Origin of the sequence: Myxococcus virescens, from assembly GCF_900101905.1 — a bacterium.
Taxonomy (GTDB): domain Bacteria; phylum Myxococcota; class Myxococcia; order Myxococcales; family Myxococcaceae; genus Myxococcus; species Myxococcus virescens.
Window position 1 is genome coordinate 1 of record NZ_FNAJ01000007.1, and the last position, 15,900, is coordinate 15,900.

General features: G+C 64.9%; 29 protein-coding genes. All 29 read left to right on the forward strand.

Going from position 1 to position 15,900, the window contains the following annotated elements:
- Positions 1–234 (forward strand): EF-Tu C-terminal domain-related protein (locus BLU09_RS20705; RefSeq protein ID WP_482805277.1); only part of this gene is annotated, 234 nt, incomplete at its 5' end.
- Between the two features lie 201 nt (positions 235–435).
- Positions 436–744 (forward strand): 30S ribosomal protein S10, encoded by a 309-nt coding sequence (rpsJ, locus tag BLU09_RS20710; protein ID WP_002633608.1) that lies wholly within the window; start codon positions 436–438, stop codon positions 742–744.
- Between the two features lie 53 nt (positions 745–797).
- Positions 798–1,421, forward strand: coding sequence for a 50S ribosomal protein L4 (rplD, locus tag BLU09_RS20715; RefSeq protein ID WP_002633607.1), 624 nt, complete (start codon positions 798–800; stop codon positions 1,419–1,421).
- The gene (locus tag BLU09_RS20720; protein WP_002633606.1) at positions 1,418–1,711 is read left to right on the forward strand and encodes a 50S ribosomal protein L23; all 294 of its coding nucleotides are present in this window, start codon (positions 1,418–1,420) and stop codon (positions 1,709–1,711) included. Before rplD ends, BLU09_RS20720 begins: the two co-directional genes overlap by 4 nt.
- 34 nt (positions 1,712–1,745) lie before the next feature.
- Positions 1,746–2,591, forward strand: coding sequence for a 50S ribosomal protein L2 (gene rplB / locus BLU09_RS20725; protein WP_011553343.1), 846 nt, complete (start codon positions 1,746–1,748; stop codon positions 2,589–2,591).
- A gap of 9 nt (positions 2,592–2,600) precedes the next feature.
- Positions 2,601–2,888, forward strand: a complete 288-nt coding sequence (gene rpsS, locus BLU09_RS20730) for a 30S ribosomal protein S19 (RefSeq protein ID WP_002633604.1) — start codon at positions 2,601–2,603, stop codon at positions 2,886–2,888.
- Between the two features lie 35 nt (positions 2,889–2,923).
- Positions 2,924–3,268, forward strand: coding sequence for a 50S ribosomal protein L22 (rplV, locus tag BLU09_RS20735; protein WP_013939877.1), 345 nt, complete (start codon positions 2,924–2,926; stop codon positions 3,266–3,268).
- Positions 3,269–3,309: 41 nt separating this feature from the next.
- Positions 3,310–3,972: a 30S ribosomal protein S3 gene (gene rpsC / locus BLU09_RS20740; RefSeq protein WP_002633602.1), complete on the forward strand. Its 663-nt coding sequence runs from the start codon at positions 3,310–3,312 to the stop codon at positions 3,970–3,972.
- 66 nt (positions 3,973–4,038) lie between these two features.
- Positions 4,039–4,458, forward strand: coding sequence for a 50S ribosomal protein L16 (gene rplP, locus BLU09_RS20745; protein ID WP_002633601.1), 420 nt, complete (start codon positions 4,039–4,041; stop codon positions 4,456–4,458).
- Between the two features lie 45 nt (positions 4,459–4,503).
- Positions 4,504–4,710, forward strand: coding sequence for a 50S ribosomal protein L29 (gene rpmC, locus BLU09_RS20750; RefSeq protein ID WP_011553344.1), 207 nt, complete (start codon positions 4,504–4,506; stop codon positions 4,708–4,710).
- A gap of 90 nt (positions 4,711–4,800) precedes the next feature.
- Entirely contained in the window at positions 4,801–5,127 is a 327-nt protein-coding gene (gene rpsQ, locus BLU09_RS20755) for a 30S ribosomal protein S17 (protein ID WP_011553345.1), read from the forward strand.
- A gap of 67 nt (positions 5,128–5,194) precedes the next feature.
- Positions 5,195–5,563 (forward strand): 50S ribosomal protein L14, encoded by a 369-nt coding sequence (gene rplN, locus BLU09_RS20760; protein WP_002633598.1) that lies wholly within the window; start codon positions 5,195–5,197, stop codon positions 5,561–5,563.
- Between the two features lie 43 nt (positions 5,564–5,606).
- Positions 5,607–5,942, forward strand: a complete 336-nt coding sequence (gene rplX / locus BLU09_RS20765; protein ID WP_011553346.1) for a 50S ribosomal protein L24 — start codon at positions 5,607–5,609, stop codon at positions 5,940–5,942.
- Positions 5,943–6,123: 181 nt separating this feature from the next.
- The gene (gene rplE / locus BLU09_RS20770; protein ID WP_020478749.1) at positions 6,124–6,777 is read left to right on the forward strand and encodes a 50S ribosomal protein L5; all 654 of its coding nucleotides are present in this window, start codon (positions 6,124–6,126) and stop codon (positions 6,775–6,777) included.
- Positions 6,778–6,804: 27 nt separating this feature from the next.
- Entirely contained in the window at positions 6,805–6,990 is a 186-nt protein-coding gene (locus tag BLU09_RS20775; RefSeq protein WP_011553348.1) for a type Z 30S ribosomal protein S14, read from the forward strand.
- Between the two features lie 162 nt (positions 6,991–7,152).
- Positions 7,153–7,569 carry a 30S ribosomal protein S8 gene (gene rpsH / locus BLU09_RS20780; protein ID WP_011553349.1) on the forward strand — a complete coding sequence of 139 codons (417 nt, stop codon included), beginning with the start codon at positions 7,153–7,155 and terminating at the stop codon, positions 7,567–7,569.
- A 64-nt stretch (positions 7,570–7,633) separates the two neighbouring features.
- Positions 7,634–8,200, forward strand: coding sequence for a 50S ribosomal protein L6 (gene rplF / locus BLU09_RS20785; protein ID WP_090491282.1), 567 nt, complete (start codon positions 7,634–7,636; stop codon positions 8,198–8,200).
- Between the two features lie 108 nt (positions 8,201–8,308).
- The gene (gene rplR, locus BLU09_RS20790) at positions 8,309–8,665 is read left to right on the forward strand and encodes a 50S ribosomal protein L18 (RefSeq protein ID WP_026114014.1); all 357 of its coding nucleotides are present in this window, start codon (positions 8,309–8,311) and stop codon (positions 8,663–8,665) included.
- Positions 8,666–8,687: 22 nt separating this feature from the next.
- Positions 8,688–9,209: a 30S ribosomal protein S5 gene (gene rpsE, locus BLU09_RS20795; RefSeq protein ID WP_011553352.1), complete on the forward strand. Its 522-nt coding sequence runs from the start codon at positions 8,688–8,690 to the stop codon at positions 9,207–9,209.
- Positions 9,210–9,212: 3 nt separating this feature from the next.
- Positions 9,213–9,482, forward strand: a complete 270-nt coding sequence (gene rpmD / locus BLU09_RS20800) for a 50S ribosomal protein L30 (RefSeq protein WP_011553353.1) — start codon at positions 9,213–9,215, stop codon at positions 9,480–9,482.
- Between the two features lie 20 nt (positions 9,483–9,502).
- Entirely contained in the window at positions 9,503–10,030 is a 528-nt protein-coding gene (gene rplO, locus BLU09_RS20805; RefSeq protein WP_011553354.1) for a 50S ribosomal protein L15, read from the forward strand.
- Between the two features lie 134 nt (positions 10,031–10,164).
- Entirely contained in the window at positions 10,165–11,511 is a 1,347-nt protein-coding gene (gene secY / locus BLU09_RS20810) for a preprotein translocase subunit SecY (RefSeq protein ID WP_090491527.1), read from the forward strand.
- A gap of 163 nt (positions 11,512–11,674) precedes the next feature.
- Positions 11,675–12,322, forward strand: coding sequence for an adenylate kinase (locus BLU09_RS20815; protein WP_011553356.1), 648 nt, complete (start codon positions 11,675–11,677; stop codon positions 12,320–12,322).
- A 357-nt stretch (positions 12,323–12,679) separates the two neighbouring features.
- A complete protein-coding gene (infA, locus tag BLU09_RS20820; RefSeq protein ID WP_002614803.1) occupies positions 12,680–12,898 on the forward strand; it encodes a translation initiation factor IF-1 in 219 nt (72 codons plus the stop codon).
- A 73-nt stretch (positions 12,899–12,971) separates the two neighbouring features.
- Positions 12,972–13,088, forward strand: a complete 117-nt coding sequence (rpmJ, locus tag BLU09_RS20825; protein WP_011553357.1) for a 50S ribosomal protein L36 — start codon at positions 12,972–12,974, stop codon at positions 13,086–13,088.
- 54 nt (positions 13,089–13,142) lie between these two features.
- Entirely contained in the window at positions 13,143–13,526 is a 384-nt protein-coding gene (gene rpsM, locus BLU09_RS20830; protein ID WP_011553358.1) for a 30S ribosomal protein S13, read from the forward strand.
- Between the two features lie 61 nt (positions 13,527–13,587).
- Complete coding sequence (gene rpsK / locus BLU09_RS20835; RefSeq protein WP_011553359.1) at positions 13,588–14,028, forward strand: 30S ribosomal protein S11; 441 nt, start codon at positions 13,588–13,590, stop codon at positions 14,026–14,028.
- A gap of 69 nt (positions 14,029–14,097) precedes the next feature.
- Positions 14,098–14,724, forward strand: coding sequence for a 30S ribosomal protein S4 (rpsD, locus tag BLU09_RS20840; protein ID WP_090491283.1), 627 nt, complete (start codon positions 14,098–14,100; stop codon positions 14,722–14,724).
- 143 nt (positions 14,725–14,867) lie between these two features.
- Positions 14,868–15,890 (forward strand): DNA-directed RNA polymerase subunit alpha, encoded by a 1,023-nt coding sequence (locus tag BLU09_RS20845; RefSeq protein WP_011553361.1) that lies wholly within the window; start codon positions 14,868–14,870, stop codon positions 15,888–15,890.
- The last annotated feature ends 10 nt before the right edge of the window (positions 15,891–15,900 follow it).

A 15,900-nucleotide genomic window follows, 5' to 3' on the forward strand; every position in this document is an offset into this window, starting at 1 on the left:
GGTCGTCACACCCCGTTCTTCAAGGGCTACCGCCCGCAGTTCTACTTCCGCACCACGGACGTGACGGGCTCGGTGAAGCTGCCGGAGAACGTCGAAATGGTGATGCCGGGCGACAACATCGCCATCGAGGTGGAGCTCATCACCCCGGTGGCCATGGAGAAGGAGCTGCGCTTCGCTGTTCGCGAGGGTGGCCGCACGGTGGGCGCCGGCGTCGTGGCGGAAATCATCGAGTAGCGCAAACCCCCAGTGGCTCCCTGCGTTCCCAATTCCGGGAAATTTCAGGGAGCCGTTGGGAATCATGTTGCACACCCTGGGGCGGGATGGTACACACCGCGCCCCTTCGTTCTGAAGAAACGGCTCTGTGAAATCCAGGGGACGTCGGTCGTAACGCCCTCCCGCGGCAGAGGCAGAGTCCGTTCAAAGAGGTTCTTGCGAATGGCGACACAGAAGATCCGCATCCGGCTGAAGGCGTACGACTCGAAGCTCCTGGACCAGAGCGCGGGTGAGATCGTCGAGACGGCCAAGCGCACAGGCGCGAAGGTGGCCGGTCCGATCCCCCTTCCCACGCGCATCAACAAGTTCACGGTGCTGCGGTCTCCGCACGTGGACAAGAAGAGCCGTGAGCAGTTCGAGATCCGCACGCACAAGCGCCTGCTCGATATCCTCGAGCCCACGCAGCAGACGCTGGATGCGCTGATGAAGCTGGATCTGTCGGCTGGCGTTGACGTCGAGATCAAGTCCTAGGAAGCGGGTGGGCGTTCGAGTGGTTTCACTCCGACCCCCGCGAGGAAAGTGCCATGGCGAAGTTTGACGTTGTCGACCTGGATTTGAAGAAGGTGTCGGAGATTGAGCTCTCCGACGATGTCTTCGGCACCGAGCCGAACGCCCACCTGTTTTACGAGGTGGCGAAGATGCAGCAGATCAACCGGCGCCGCGGCACGGTCGGGGTGAAGAACACCTCGCTGGTCAGCGGCGGCGGCAAGAAGCCCTGGAAGCAGAAGGGCACCGGCCGCGCTCGTCAGGGCTCCATCCGCGCTTCCCACTGGGTGGGCGGCGGTAAGGCGATGGCTCCCAAGGCGCGCGACTACTTCTACCGCCCGCCCCGCAAGGTGCGCCGCGGCGCCCTGAAGTCCGCGCTGTCCCTGCGGGCCCAGGAGAAGACGCTCATCATCCTGGACGGCTTCTCCCTGGATGCTCCGAAGAGCAAGCAGGCCTTCGAGGTCCTCACCAAGCGTCTGAAGCTCCAGAACGCCCTGGTGATTGACGACAAGGGCAACACCAACCTGCACCGCAGCGTGCGCAACCTGGCGAAGTTCGACGTGCTGCCGCCCGAGGGCCTGAACCTCGAGGCCGTTCTCCGGCACTCGCACCTCGTCCTCACGTCCGCGGCCGCGAAGACCCTCGAGGGGGCGCTGTCATGAATCTGAACGACGTCATCAAGGGCCCGCTCATCACCGAGAAGCTGGACAAGGCCCGCGAGAAGTTCCGCCAGTACTCGTTCATCGTCGACCGCAAGGCGACGAAGCACGACGTCGCCCGGGCGGTGGAGACGCTCTTCAAGGTCACCGTCGAGGGCGTGAACACCAACATCGTCCGCGGCAAGATCAAGCGGGTGGGTCGTAGCATCGGCAAGCGGCCCAACTTCAAGAAGGCGGTTGTGACGCTGAAGCAGGGCGACTCGATCGAACTCTTCGAGGGAGGGGCGGCCTGACGCCACGGCGTCGAGCCAGCCTGAGGAACACACCATGGGCATCAAGAAGTACAAGCCGACTAGCGCCGCCCGCCGTCTGATGACGGTGTCCGACTTCGCGGACATCACCAAGGACTCGCCCGAGAAGAGCCTCACCGAGCCGCTCAAGCGCTCCGGTGGTCGCAACGTCCACGGGCACATCACCCGCCGGCACCAGGGTGGCGGCCACAAGCGCCGCTACCGCGTCATCGACTTCAAGCGCCGGGACAAGGATGGCGTCCCCGCGAAGGTCGTGGCCGTCGAGTACGACCCCAACCGCACCGCCAACATCGCCCTGCTGCACTACGCGGACGGCGAGAAGCGCTACATCCTCGCTCCGGTAGGTCTGAGCGTGGGTGACACGGTGTTCGCCGGCGAAGGCGCGGACATCCGGCCTGGCAACAGCCTGCCGCTGCAGAACATCCCGGTGGGTACGGTCATCCACAACGTGGAGCTGAAGCCGGGCCGTGGCGCCCAGGTCATCCGCTCCGCCGGCACGTCCGGACAGCTGATGGCGAAGGAGGACCGTTACGCGCAGGTGCGTATGCCCTCCGGCACCGTCCGCAAGGTCCTCATCGAGTGCCGCGCCACCGTGGGCCAGGTCGGCAACATCGAGCACGAAATCATCCGTATCGGCAAGGCGGGTAAGAGCCGCTGGCTGGGCATTCGTCCCACCGTCCGCGGTCTGGCGATGAACCCGGTCGACCACCCGCACGGCGGTGGTGAAGGCAAGTCCGGTCAGGGTAACCCGCACCCTGTGTCCCCCTGGGGCAAGAAGACCAAGGGTCTCACCACGCGCACTAACAAGCGCACTGACAAGTTCATCGTGTCCGGCCGCCGCCAGGGCGCGCGCAGCCAGTAAGAGGATTCCATGGCTCGTTCGATCAAGAAGGGTCCGTTCGTCGACGACTTCCTCGTGAAGAAGATCGAGGACATGATCAAGACGAACAAGAAGGCCGTCGTAAAGACGTGGTCCCGCCGCTCCACGATTCTTCCGGAGTTCGTGGGTCACACCTTCGCGGTGCACAACGGGAAGAAGTTCATCCCGGTGTTCGTCACGGAGAACATGGTTGGCCACAAGCTCGGCGAGTTCGCCCCGACGCGTACGTTCGGTGGCCACTCGGCGGAGAAGAAGGTCGCCAAGGCCCCGGGCAAGTAGCCTGGCGCATTGCCTGAGAGCCTGAGGAGAAGACCATGGAGTCGACTGCACATCTGCGTTTCCTGCGCATGAGCCCCCGCAAGATTTCCACTGTTGCGGAGCTCGTCCGGGGCAAGCCTGTTGAGGCGGCCCTCAACATCCTGAAGTTCACCAAGCGCGCCGCGGCCAAGCCGGTGGAGAAGCTCATCAAGAGCGCCGTGGCCAACGCGACTGACAAGTCCAAGGGCCAGGTCGACGTGGACACGCTCTACGTGAAGACCATCTCCGTGGACCAGGGTCCCACCCAGCGCCGGTTCATGCCGCGCGCCATGGGCCGGGCCACCCCCATCAAGAAGAAGACGGCCCACGTCCACGTGGTGCTCGCCGAGGCGAAGAAGTAGGACCCGTCGGGCCCTGCCCGGACGCTTCAAGGAGAATCACGTTGGGACAGAAAGTTCATCCGATCGGGTTCCGGCTTGGTGTCATCAAGACCTGGGACTCCAAGTGGTTCGAGCACAAGAACTACGCGCAGTGGCTCCACGAGGACATCCGCATCCGCGAGTTCGTGAAGAAGTCGCTGAACCACGCGGGCGTGTCGAAGGTGGAGATCGAGCGCGCGGCCAACAAGGTCAAGGTCAACGTCCACACTGCGCGGCCGGGCATCGTCATCGGCAAGCGCGGCGCGGGCATTGAGACGGTGAAGAAGGACCTCCAGCAGTTCACGAAGAACGAGGTCTTCCTCAACATCGTCGAGGTCCGCAAGGCTGAGACCGACGCGCAGCTGGTGGCGGAGAACATCGCCACGCAGCTCGAGCGCCGCATCGCGTTCCGCCGGGCCATGAAGAAGGCCCTGCAGACGGCGATGAAGTTCGGTGCCAAGGGCATCCGCGTGGCCTGCTCGGGCCGCCTCGGTGGCGCGGAGATGGCGCGCTACGAGTGGTACCGCGAGGGTCGCGTGCCCCTGCACACCCTGCGCGCGGACATTGACTACGGTTTCGCCGAGGCGAAGACGACCTACGGCAAGATCGGCTGCAAGGTCTGGGTCTGCAAGGGCGAGGTCCTCCCGGGCAAGGGTGGCCAGGCCCCCATGCCCTCCAACCGGTAATCAGTCCACCCGCGCCGGGCGCTCCCAGAAGGGGCGCCCGGGGCAGGGCGGCGAAGGACAGCGACGATGCTTCAGCCTGCTCGTACGAAGTACCGCAAGATGCACAAGGGCCGCATGCCTGGCAGTGCCCACCGGGGTAGCGACATGACCTACGGTGAGTACGGTCTGATGAGCCTCCAGCCGGGGTGGATCACCTCCCGGCAGATCGAGGCGGCTCGTATCGCGATGACGCGTCACGTGAAGCGTGGCGGCAAGATCTGGATCCGTATCTTCCCGGACAAGCCCATCACCAAGAAGCCCGCTGAGACCCGTATGGGTACCGGTAAGGGTGGCGTGGAGTACTACGTCGCGGTGGTGAAGCCCGGCCGCATCCTCTACGAGATGGAGGGTATGACGCCGGAAGTGGCCACCGGGGCGCTGAAGCTGGCGCAGGCGAAGCTGCCGGTGCTCACGAAGATCGTGAAGCGGGCGGACCTGAGCCTCTAAGGCACCGAGCGGCGGGAGCTGGTCCCCTGGACAGCTTCCGCTCGCATGGAGAGTGAAATGGCGACTGCGAAGGAATTGAAGGAACTGTCGGCGGACGACCTGAAGCAGCGCGCGGCGGAGCTGCGCGAGACGCTGTTCCAGGACCAGCTGAAGCGGCGGACCGGTTCGCTGGACAACCCGGCCGAGCGCACCCAGCACCGACGGGACCTGGCGCGGGTTCTGACCGTGCTGACCCAGAAGACGAAGGCTTAAGGGCTGAACACCCACGACTCCAAGCGCGCTCAGCTGATAGAGGAGCGCGTGCGGCCATCCGGGCGCCAATGCCCGGGTGCATGAGAGACAGTGAGAGAGAAGATGGCTGAAGCGACCGAGACGCAGGCTTCTGAGACTTCCACCCGTGGCCGTCCCAAGACGCGCGTGGGGATTGTCACCTCCAACAAGATGCAGAAGACGGTGGTCGTCACCGTCCAGCGCCGGGCTCCGCACCCGAAGTACGGGAAGATCATGAGCCTGCGCGAGAAGTACAAGGCGCACGTGGAGGATCACGACTACCCCAAGAAGATCACCATCAACGAGGGTGATCGGGTCCGGATCGCCGAGACCAAGCCCGCTTCGAAGGACAAGCGTTGGCGCGTGGTCGAGGTGCTGGAGAAGAGCAAGAACGTCTAGCACGCATGTCCCTTCCGCGCGGCCGTGAGGCGGCGCGGGATGGTCACCGGCGACAGGAGATTCCCAGATGATTCAGATGACGAGCGTGCTCGACGTGGCGGACAACTCGGGCGCGAAGAAGGTGTTCTGCATCAAGGTGCTCGGTGGTTCGAAGCGCAAGTATGCGTCCATCGGCGACGTGATTGTCGTTTCGGTGCGCGAGGCGCTTCCCAACTCGAAGGTGAAGAAGGGTGACGTGGCCAAGGCCGTCATCGTTCGCACCAAGCGCGAGGTGGGTCGTCCGGACGGCAGCTACATCAAGTTCGACGGCAACTCCGCGGTCCTCATCAACAAGGACATGGAGCCCATTGGTACGCGTATCTTCGGGCCGGTGGCCCGTGAGCTCCGCGCCCGCAAGTTCATGAAGATCATCTCGCTGGCGCCCGAAGTCCTCTGAGAGGACGGCAGGCCGGACGGCGAGCAGCCAGAGAGAGGAAGCCATGCAGAAGCTGAAGGTTGGAGACACGATCCAGGTCATGGCCGGGGCCGAAGCCTCCGAGAAGAACCCGGCGACCAAGCGCGGCAAGGTACTGAAGATCGATCGCGAGGCTGAGCGCGTGACGGTCGAGGGCCTGCGCCTGGTCAAGCGTCACATGAAGAAGACGCCCCAGAGCCCGGAAGGCGGCATCGTCGAGAAGCCGGGCACGATCGCGCTGGCGAACGTGCAGGTGGTTTGCGCCAAGTGCGACAAGCCGACCCGAGTGGGCATCCGTACTGAAGGTGAAGAGGGCAAGAAGAAGCGGTTCTGCAAGAACTGCGACGCCCTGATTGACTAGGTGTCCGCGTTGGTGCATGTATGCGCGCCCTTTGCCCACCCTGGTGGTGGCGAAGGGCGGGCGTGCAGGCATGGAGGGCCCGTGGAGCAACAGGGGCCCTCGCGGTGTTTCCAGGTTCCATACGAAGGACTGATCGGGCGTGCTGGGTCCACGACGGCGCCCCGAAGCAGAGGACAGGACGATGGCTGACGAGAAGAAGGCCGAGCAGAAGGAAAAGAAGGCGAAGCGGGGCAAGAAGGAAGAGGCCAAGAAGGTTGGCTTCGCCGCCAATATCGAGGAAGGCCTGGAGTCCAAGCCGGCCCGTCTGAAGGTGCGTTTCTTCAAGGAAGGTGTTCCGTCCCTCCTGAAGGAGCTGAGCCTGAAGAACCCGATGCAGGTTCCCCGGCTGGAGAAGATCGTCGTCAACATGGGTCTGGGCGAGGCGCTCGCCAACAACAAGATCCTGGAGTCGGCGGTGGAGCAGCTCGCGGCGATCACCGGCCAGAAGCCGATCGTCACGCGCGCCCGCAAGTCCATCGCGAACTTCAAGCTGCGCCAGGGGCAGGCCATCGGTGCCGCCGTCACGCTGCGCGGCGACCGCATGTACGAGTTCATGGACCGCCTCATCACCGTGGCGCTGCCGCGCGTGCGTGACTTCAAGGGCGTGTCCCCCAAGGCGTTCGACGGGAAGGGCAACTACACGCTCGGCGTGCGCGAGCAGATCATCTTCCCTGAGATCAACTACGACCAGATCGAGAAGGTGAAGGGGCTCAACATCAGCTTCGTCACCACTGCTGCCAACGACGAGCAGGGGCTGGCGCTGATGCGTCACTTCGGCATGCCGTTCCGTCAGTAAGCCCTCGAGTCAAGGACCCGACGAAACATGGCCAAGCTCTCCAAGATCGCCCAGGCAAAGCGCAAGCCGAAGTTCTCGGTGCGCCAGTACAACCGCTGCCCGCTGTGTGGCCGGCCGCGCGCGTTCCTGCGCAAGTTCAAGATGTGCCGTATCTGCCTCCGCAACCGCGCCCTCCGCGGCGAGGTCACCGGCGTTACCAAGTCGTCCTGGTAGCCGGAAGGGCAGGGTGCCTGGCGGGCCTCATCGGCCGGCCAGGCACATTGAAGTAGGAAGTTCGTAGTGGCGGTCAGCGCGAACCCCCGGGATGGGCCCGGCAGGCGCGGTGGCCGCGAACGCGGGGCGCCCGGTACGGGGTCTCGCTTGGGAAGGTACTCCATGCCGGTCAATGATCCCGTCGGCGACATGCTGACCCGCCTGCGCAACGCTTCGCGCGCGCGTCACGACAAGGTCGTCATCCCCCACTCGAAGCTCAAGCTCGAGATCATCAAGGTCCTCAAGGACGAGGGCTACATCGGCGAGTTCGTGGTGCACGAGCAGACCGTGCAGAACAAGCGCACGGTGTTCCCGGAGATCTCGGTGCAGCTGAAGTACGGTCCGGACCGTGCGCCTGCCATCACCGGTATCCGCCGCGTGTCGAAGCCGGGTCTGCGTCGCTATGCCGCCGCGCGTGAGATTCCGCAGGTGCTGGGTGGCCTGGGTATCTCCATCCTGTCCACCTCCCGCGGCATCATGGTGGATTCCGAGGCCCGCAAGCAGAAGGTCGGCGGCGAGCTGCTCTGCACCGTCTACTAGCCAGCCGCCAGGGTGCGGCGCCCCGTGAGGGAGCGCGCCCCAGGCACACAGGACCGAGGCAACCATGAGTCGGATTGGAAAACTGGCGATCAAGCTCGGCGACAAGACGAAGGCCGTCATCGCCGGCGAGCAGGTGAACTTCGAGGGCCCCAAGGGCAAGCTGTCGGTGAAGCTGCCTGGCAAGGTCAAGGTCGAGATCAAGGACGGCGAGATGACCGTGCAGCGCGCGGATGACTCGCGCGAGGCGCGCAGCCTGCACGGGCTGACCCGGACCATCCTCGCGAACGCCGCGAAGGGTGTGAGCACGGGCTTCGAGAAGAAGCTGGACATTCGCGGCGTTGGTTTCCGCGCCGAGGTGAAGGGCAAGGCCATTCACTTCGCGCTGGGGTTCTCGCACCCGGTGGTGTTCAACCTGCCCGAGGGCGTGACGGCCGAAGTCGACAAGGCGCCGCGCAACGAGGACAGCTTGCCCACCGTGGGCCTGACGCTCCGTTCTTCGGACAAGGAAGCGCTGGGCGCGACGGCGGTGAACATCCGCTCGCTGCGTCCCCCCGAGCCCTACAAGGGCAAGGGCATCAAGTACGCCGAGGAGCGCATCCGTCGCAAGGAGGGCAAGACCGGTACGACCTAGTCGTCCTGTCTTTCCTAAGTGTTCCAAACTCCACCGGGTCCTCGGGACCTGGTGGCATCATCCGGAGGCGGAAGGCCGCATCGCCTCCGGACGGAAAAGGAAGCAGCCATGCCTACGAAGATTGAAGCCCGTCTCAAGAGGAAGAACCGCATCCGCAAGAAGCTGTCGGGTACGACAGAGCGGCCGCGGCTCACCGTGTACAAGAGCCTCAAGCACATCTATGCGCAGGTGGTGGACGACACCACGGGCAAGACGCTGGCGTTTGCTTCGTCGCTGTCCAAGGACCTGAAGGGTCAGGACGAGGGCGACAAGAAGGCGGATGCGAAGCGTGTTGGTGCTCTGATTGCGCAGAAGTGCAAGGCCGCCAACGTCGAAGCGGTGGTGTTCGACCGCAACGGCTTCCCTTATCACGGGCGCATCGCCGCCGTGGCCGACGCCGCGCGCGAGGCCGGGCTGAAGTTCTAAGAATTCGAAAGGAATCCCCCAAGTGGCAACTCCGATCAATCCGAACGATCTGGACCTCACCGACCGCGTGGTGAATATCAACCGCGTGGCCAAGGTCGTGAAGGGCGGCCGCCGTTTCTCGTTCGCCGCCCTGGTGGTGGTGGGGGACGGCGCCGGACACGTGGGCGTCGGCCTGGGTAAGGCCAACGAAGTCCCCGAGGCCATCCGCAAGGGTGGTGAGAACGCGAAGAAGAACCTGTTCCGCGTCCCGCTCGTGGGTCACACCATTCCGCACGAGGTGCTCGGGCACTTCGGCGCTGGCTGGGTGCTGCTGAAGCCGGCCACCCAGGGTACGGGCGTCATCGCCGGCGGCGCGGTTCGCGCGGTGCTGGAGGCGGCGGGCATCCGGAACATCCTGACCAAGAGCCAGGGGTCGCGGAACCCGCACAACGTGCTGAAGGCCACTGTCGCTGGCCTGAAGCTGCTGCGCAGCGCGGAGCAGGTTTCGCGTCTCCGTGGCAAGGACGTCGAGCCGGCGAAGCTCGCCGGGGAGCAGAGGGGCTAGCCCATGGCGCTCAAGGTGAAGCTGGTGAAGAGCTTTGCGGGTGCGTCCAGCGACATGCTGGACACCATCCGTGGGCTGGGCCTGAAGAAGTTCGGTGACGAGCGGCTCCTCAAGGACACGCCTGCGGTTCGCGGGATGGCGTTCAAGGTGAAGCACCTGGTCACCCTGGAAACCGTTTCCGGCGACGCGCCGGCGCCCAAGCGCCGCAAGCCCGCCAAGATTGCCCTGCGGGAGCGGGCGATCGCGTATCAGGCCAAGCAGAACAAGGCCTGAGTCACGAGAGGATCGAGACGATGAGCACTCTGAACAAACTGCAGCGTCCGGCGCGCTCGTGGCACCGCAAGAAGCGCGTAGGCCGCGGCCAGGGTAGTGGTCTTGGCAAGACGGCCGGCCGCGGTGGCAAGGGCCAGAAGGCCCGCACCGGCAACATGCGGTTCGAAGGCTTCGAGGGTGGCCAGAGCCCCCTGCAGCGGCGCCTGCCGAAGTTTGGCTTCACGCCGCCGAACCGGACGGTCTACGCGGTCGTCAACCTGTCGGACCTCGAGCAGCACTTCGATGCCGGCGCCACGGCGGACGTGGAGACGTTGCGCAAGGTCGGCCTGGTCAAGGGCCGCTACCACGGCGTGAAGCTGCTGGCCCGCGGCGAGCTGACCAAGAAGGTCACCGTGGTCGTGCACAAGGCGTCTGAGGCGGCGAAGGCGGCCATCCAGAAGGCGGGCGGCGCGGTGGAAGAGATTCCGCTGGTGGCCCACAAGCCGGAGTCCGCGGCCAAGGCGCACGCTGGCAAGGGCGTCAAGGCTCCTCGGCAGCCCAAGGCCTGAGCGTGCCTGGCGCGCATCACTTGCTGGTGGTGCGCGCAGTTTCGCTTGTGTAGGCTTCTGCGCCCCTTTCCCACTCGTGGAACAGGGGCGTTTTGTCGTCCTGGCAGAACCCTCTCGAAGAGGATGGCTACCCCGTGGCTCTGAACGCCTTCGCCAACGTCTTCCGTATCGCTGAGCTGCGCAGTCGGCTCGCGTATACGCTCGCGCTGCTCGCCGTCTATCGCATCGGCATCTTCATCAACACGCCAGGCGTGGACCGTTCGGCGATGAACGCGTTCATGGACGCCCAGAAGCAGTCGGGCGGCCTCGTCTCGCTGTTCAACCTCTTCTCCGGCGGCGCGCTGGAGCAGATGTCCATCTTCGGATTGGGCATCATGCCGTACGTCAGCGCCTCCATCATCATGCAGCTGCTCGCCGTGGTCGTACCCAGCCTGGAGCGGCTGCAGAAGGAAGGCGCCGGCGGCCGGCAGAAGATCAACCAGTACACCCGCTATGGCACGATCGCGCTCTCCGTCGTGCAGGGCATCGGCATCTCGCGGTGGCTGGCGTCGCTGGGCCGCTCCGACGGTGGCCAGAGCGGTTTCAACCAGGTGGTCGTCCCCGACGACAGCGCTTGGTTTACCTTCATGACGGTGGTCAGCCTCACGGCCGGCACGGCCTTCATCATGTGGCTGGGTGAGCGCATCACCGAGCGCGGCATCGGCAACGGCATCTCGCTCATCATCTTCGCCGGTATCGTGGCGGGCCTGCTCCCGGGCGCGAAGCAGCTGCTGGACCTGACCCGTCAGGACGTCATTTCGATGGCCGAGGTGCTCGCGCTGGTCGTCTTCATGCTCATCATCATCGCCGCGGTCGTCTACGTGGAGCGTGGCATGCGGCGCATCCCCATCCAGTACGCGAAGCGAATGGCGGGGCGGCGGATGTTCGCCGGCCAGGCGACGTACTTCCCGATGAAGGTGAACACCTCGGGCGTGATTCCCCCCATCTTCGCGGGCGCGGTGCTGTCCTTCCCGGCCACGCTGGGAACCTGGTTCCCGTTCCTGCAGGGATTCCAGCGCGCCATCGAAGGCAACCTGTGGATCTACAACGGGCTGTTCGTCGTGATGGTCATCTTCTTCGCCTACTTCTATACGGCGCTGACGTTCCGGCCGGACGACGTGGCGGACAACATCAAGAAGCAGGGTGGCTACATCCCGGGCATCCGTCCGGGCCGTCAGACGGCGGAGTTCATCGAGCGCGTGCTCAACCGGCTCACGTTCGGTGGTGCCATCTACCTGTCGGTCGTCTGCGTGATTCCGTCGGTCATCAGTGGCTTGCTGGGGGTGCGGTTCACCTTCGGCGGCACGGCGCTGCTGATCGTCGTGGGCGTGGCGTTGGATACGGTGCAGCAGATCGAGGGCCACCTCATCAGTCGTAACTACGAGGGCTTCGCCGGCCCTCGCGGCCCGCGCATCCGGGGCCGGGTGCGCGTGGCGGCCTGAGCCTCCGCGCGGGCGTTCCGGGCGCCTCTCCCCGTCGCGGGGAGGGGCGCCTCGTCGTTCCCAGGCTAGGTGTTGTTCAAGGATATTCGCTGGTGCACACGGAGCGCGCTCGGGGGTTTGAGTCCTACGACTTCCGTGCCTTCCTTCGGAGCTGAGAGGACACATGAACCTGATCCTGTTGGGGCCGCCGAACGCGGGGAAGGGGACACAGGCGAAGCGCCTGTTCGCCGACTTCCAGATCCCCCAGATCTCCACCGGGGACATCCTCCGCAAAGCAGTCGCGGAGGGCACGGAACTGGGCAGGGTGGCTGGCCCGCTCATGGCCGCCGGGCAGTACGTCCCGGACGACGTCGTGATCGGTATCGTCGAGGAGCGCCTCAAGGAGGCGGACGTGGCCAAGGGCTTCGTCCTGGACGGCTTTCCGCGCACGCCGGGCCAGGCGGACGCGCTGGACAAGATGCTGGGTCGCCTGGGCAAGCAGCTGAGCGCCGTCATCTCGCTCGAGGTGCCGCACGCGAAGCTGGTGGAGCGCGGCTCCGGCCGGCGGGTCTGCCCGGTGGATGGCAGCGTCTACCACGTCTACCAGAGCCCGCCGAAGCGGGCGGGGTACTGTGACAAGTGCAATACCGGGCTTGTCCAGCGCCCGGATGATATGCCCGAGGTCATCGAGAAGCGCCTTCAGAAGTACGACTCGGAGACGGCGCCGCTGAAGGCCTTTTATGAGAAGAAGGGCCTGCTCAAGAGCGTGGACGGCGTGGGCACGCCCGAGGGTATCTACGAAGAGATCAAGGCCGCTGCGGGCAAGGCCTGATCCATCTGGCGGGTGGGGTGCCGGCCTGGCTGGTACCTCCTCGCCGGTTCGTCGCTGAAGCGACGGAGCTTGTTTCCGGAGGCCATGGGGAGCTCCTGCCTGGGGGGATCTGGACTCCCGTCCGGGACAGGCGCATTTTCACCCCGCCGGGAGAGCACCCGTTCCAGGTGTGGACCTTGACGTAGGTCTCACAGATTGAGTTGATTTTGCCATGACTGCGGGTGAAGTAGCCCGCTGTTATGTGGGGTTAGTAGGAAACCAAGTTTTGCAGTCGCGCGACGCTTGCCACTTGCGGACCAAAGTGCTATCCCGCCGCGCTTCCAAGAGGTTCGTGGTCCGGGGAAGAGAGTCTGACGCTTGCCGAAGGATGATTCCATCGAAGTCGAGGGGACCGTGATGGAGCCCCTCCCGAACGCGATGTTCCGCGTGGTGCTGGACAACGGCCACAAGGTGCTCGCGCACATCTCGGGCAAGATGAGGATGCACTTCATCCGCATCCTCCCGGGTGACAAGGTGAAGGTCGAACTGTCTCCGTACGACCTGACGCGCGGGCGGATCACGTACCGGGCGAAGTAGTAGGGTGCACCCGCCTGGGAATGGCGGGCCGCCCGTTGGGCTTTTCTTTAGCTGAGGAAGGAAGTTCGCTCCAATGAAGGTACGGGCGTCCGTCAAGAAGATCTGCGACAAGTGCAAGATTGTTCGCCGTAAGGGAATCGTGCGCATCATTTGCGCCTCCAACCCCCGGCACAAGCAGCGCCAGGGCTAACGGCCAAGCGGCCGTTGGCTTCAGACCAACTCCACCTAAGAAGGAAGACCGAAGATGGCTCGTATCGCCGGCATCGATCTGCCGCCCAACAAGCGCGCGGTGATCTCGCTCCAGTACATCTACGGGATCGGCAACAAGTCCGCGCAAGACATCATTGCTGCGGCGGGCATCGATCCCACGACCCGGACCAAGGACCTCACCGAGGAGCAGGCCCGCAAGATCCGCGAGATCATCGAGGCCAGCTACAAGGTGGAGGGCGACCTCCGGCGCGAAGTCACCATGAACATCAAGCGGCTGATGGACCTGGGTTGCTACCGGGGCCTTCGTCACCGCAAGGGCCTGCCGGTTCGTGGCCAGCGGACCCACACCAACGCGCGTACCCGCAAGGGTCCGAAGCGGGGCATCGTCCGGGCGAAGCCGGCAGCTCCGGCCCGGTAAACGCAGCGCTGGCCCGTAAGGTGCCAGCGTCGATCACCTCCTCCCAGGAGCAGCAACTCACATGGCTGACGAGATCAATACTTCGGCTGCGGCGTCCACGGGCGCCGAGGGCGAGGCCCCTGCCGCGAAGAAGTCGAAGCGCAAGGGCAAGAAGAACATCCTCAACGGCGTGGTCCACATCCAGTCCACGTTCAACAACACCATCATCACGATCACGGACGTGTCCGGGAACGTGATCTCCTGGTCGTCCGCCGGGGCGCGTGGCTTCAAGGGAAGCCGCAAGTCCACCCCGTTCGCGGCGCAGGTGGCCGCTGGCGACGCCGCGGCGAAGGCGATGGAGCACGGCCTGAAGAACGTGTCCGTGTTCGTGAAGGGCCCGGGCGCGGGCCGCGAGTCGGCGCTGCGCGCGCTGGCCGCCGCCGGTCTGAAGATCAACCTCATCCGCGACGTGACGCCCATCCCGCACAACGGATGCCGTCAGCCCAAGCGTCGCCGCGTCTAACCCCTTCGTCAGGGCTGCCCTTGCACCTTGGTGTGGGGGCGGCTCCAGATCACCTCTAAGGACCTCTCAATGGCTCGTTACACTGCCAGCGCCTGCCGCATCTGCCGGCGCGAAAACCTGAAGATGTACCTCAAGGGCGACCGTTGCTACACGGACAAGTGCGCCATTGAGCGCCGCCCCTATCCCCCGGGTCAGCACGGCCAGGGCCGCGTGAAGTTCTCCGGCTACGGCGTGCAGCTGCGCGAGAAGCAGAAGGTCAAGCGCATGTACGGCCTGCTGGAGAACCAGTTCCGCGGCTACTACCACCGCGCGTCCGCCGCCAAGGGCAAGACGGGTGAGAACCTCCTGCAGCAGCTGGAGCTCCGTCTGGACAACGTGGTGTTCCGCATGGGCTTCGCGGACACGCGCAACGAGGCGCGCCAGCTGGTGCGTCACGGTCACTTCCAGGTGAACGGCCGCAAGGTGAACATCCCCTCGTTCGCCGTGAAGCCGGGCACCGCGGTGGAGGTGGTGGAGAAGAGCCGCAAGGTGCTCCGCATCTCCGAGGCGCTGGAGACGGTGGACCGCCGTGGCGTTCCGCAGTGGATCTCCCTGGACAAGAAGGCGTTCAAGGGCACGGTCACCACGGTTCCGAACCGTGAGGACCTGACGATGCCCATCTCCGAGCAGCTCATCGTCGAGCTCTACTCGAAGTAAGCACGCTGGATGTCGCAGTGGACGCCCTGGCCGCCGAGGCCGGGGCGTCTTGCTTTCAAGCAGTCGCAGTCCCCGCGTGCGCATCCTCCCGCCAGGCCGGTGGGTAAGTCGGTGGTGCGGCACGAACCGAGGAGCGGTACACCATGGCTGATACGTTCGTTGCGAAGAACTGGCGTGACCTGATCAAGCCCCGTCGCATGGAGGTGGATCAGGACAGCGCGACCCCCACCTACGGCAAGTTCGTCGCGGAGCCGCTCGAGCGCGGTTTCGGTACGACGCTGGGCAACTCGCTCCGCCGGGTGCTGCTGTCGTCGCTGCAGGGCGCCGCCATCACCACCGTCAAGATTGAAGGCGTGGACCACGAGTTCACGACCATCCCCGAGGTGTCCGAGGACGTCACGGACGTCGTGCTGAACCTGAAGGAAGTCCTCCTTCGGATGCACACGAACGAGACGAAGACGCTCCGCATCGAGGCGGAGGGCCCCAAGGAGGTCAAGGCCGGTGACATCATCACCGACCCGGACACCGAGATCCTCAACCCGGGCCACCACATCTGCACCATCTCCGAGGGTGGCAAGCTCCGCATGGAGCTGACCTGCCGCCGCGGCCGTGGTTACACGCCGGCCAACGTGAACAAGGTCGCCGGTTCGCCCATCGGCACCATTCCCATCGACTCGCTGTTCTCGCCCATCCGCAAGGTGAACTACCAGGTCACCAACGCGCGCGTCGGTCAGGTCACGGACTTCGACAAGCTGTCGCTCGAGGTCTGGACGGACGGCTCCGTGTCCCCGCAGGACGCGGTGGCGTACGCGGCGAAGATCATCAAGGAGCAGCTCACCGTCTTCGTGAACTTCGACGAGACGGAGGAGCCCGTCGTCGCCGAGGCGCCGAAGGAAGAGGCGAAGCTGAACGAGAACCTGTTCCGCTCGGTGGATGAGCTCGAGCTGTCGGTCCGCTCGGCGAACTGCCTGCAGCAGGCGAACATCAAGTCCATTGGCGACCTCGTGCAGCGCACCGAGGCCGAGATGCTCAAGACGAAGAACTTCGGCCGCAAGTCTCTGAAGGAGATCAAGGAGATCCTCGCGGAGATGGGCTTGTCGCTGGGCATGAAGCTGGAGAACTGGCCGCCGAAGCAGGCGCCGGCTCCCGCGCAGCCGAAGGCGTAGTAGGGTTCAC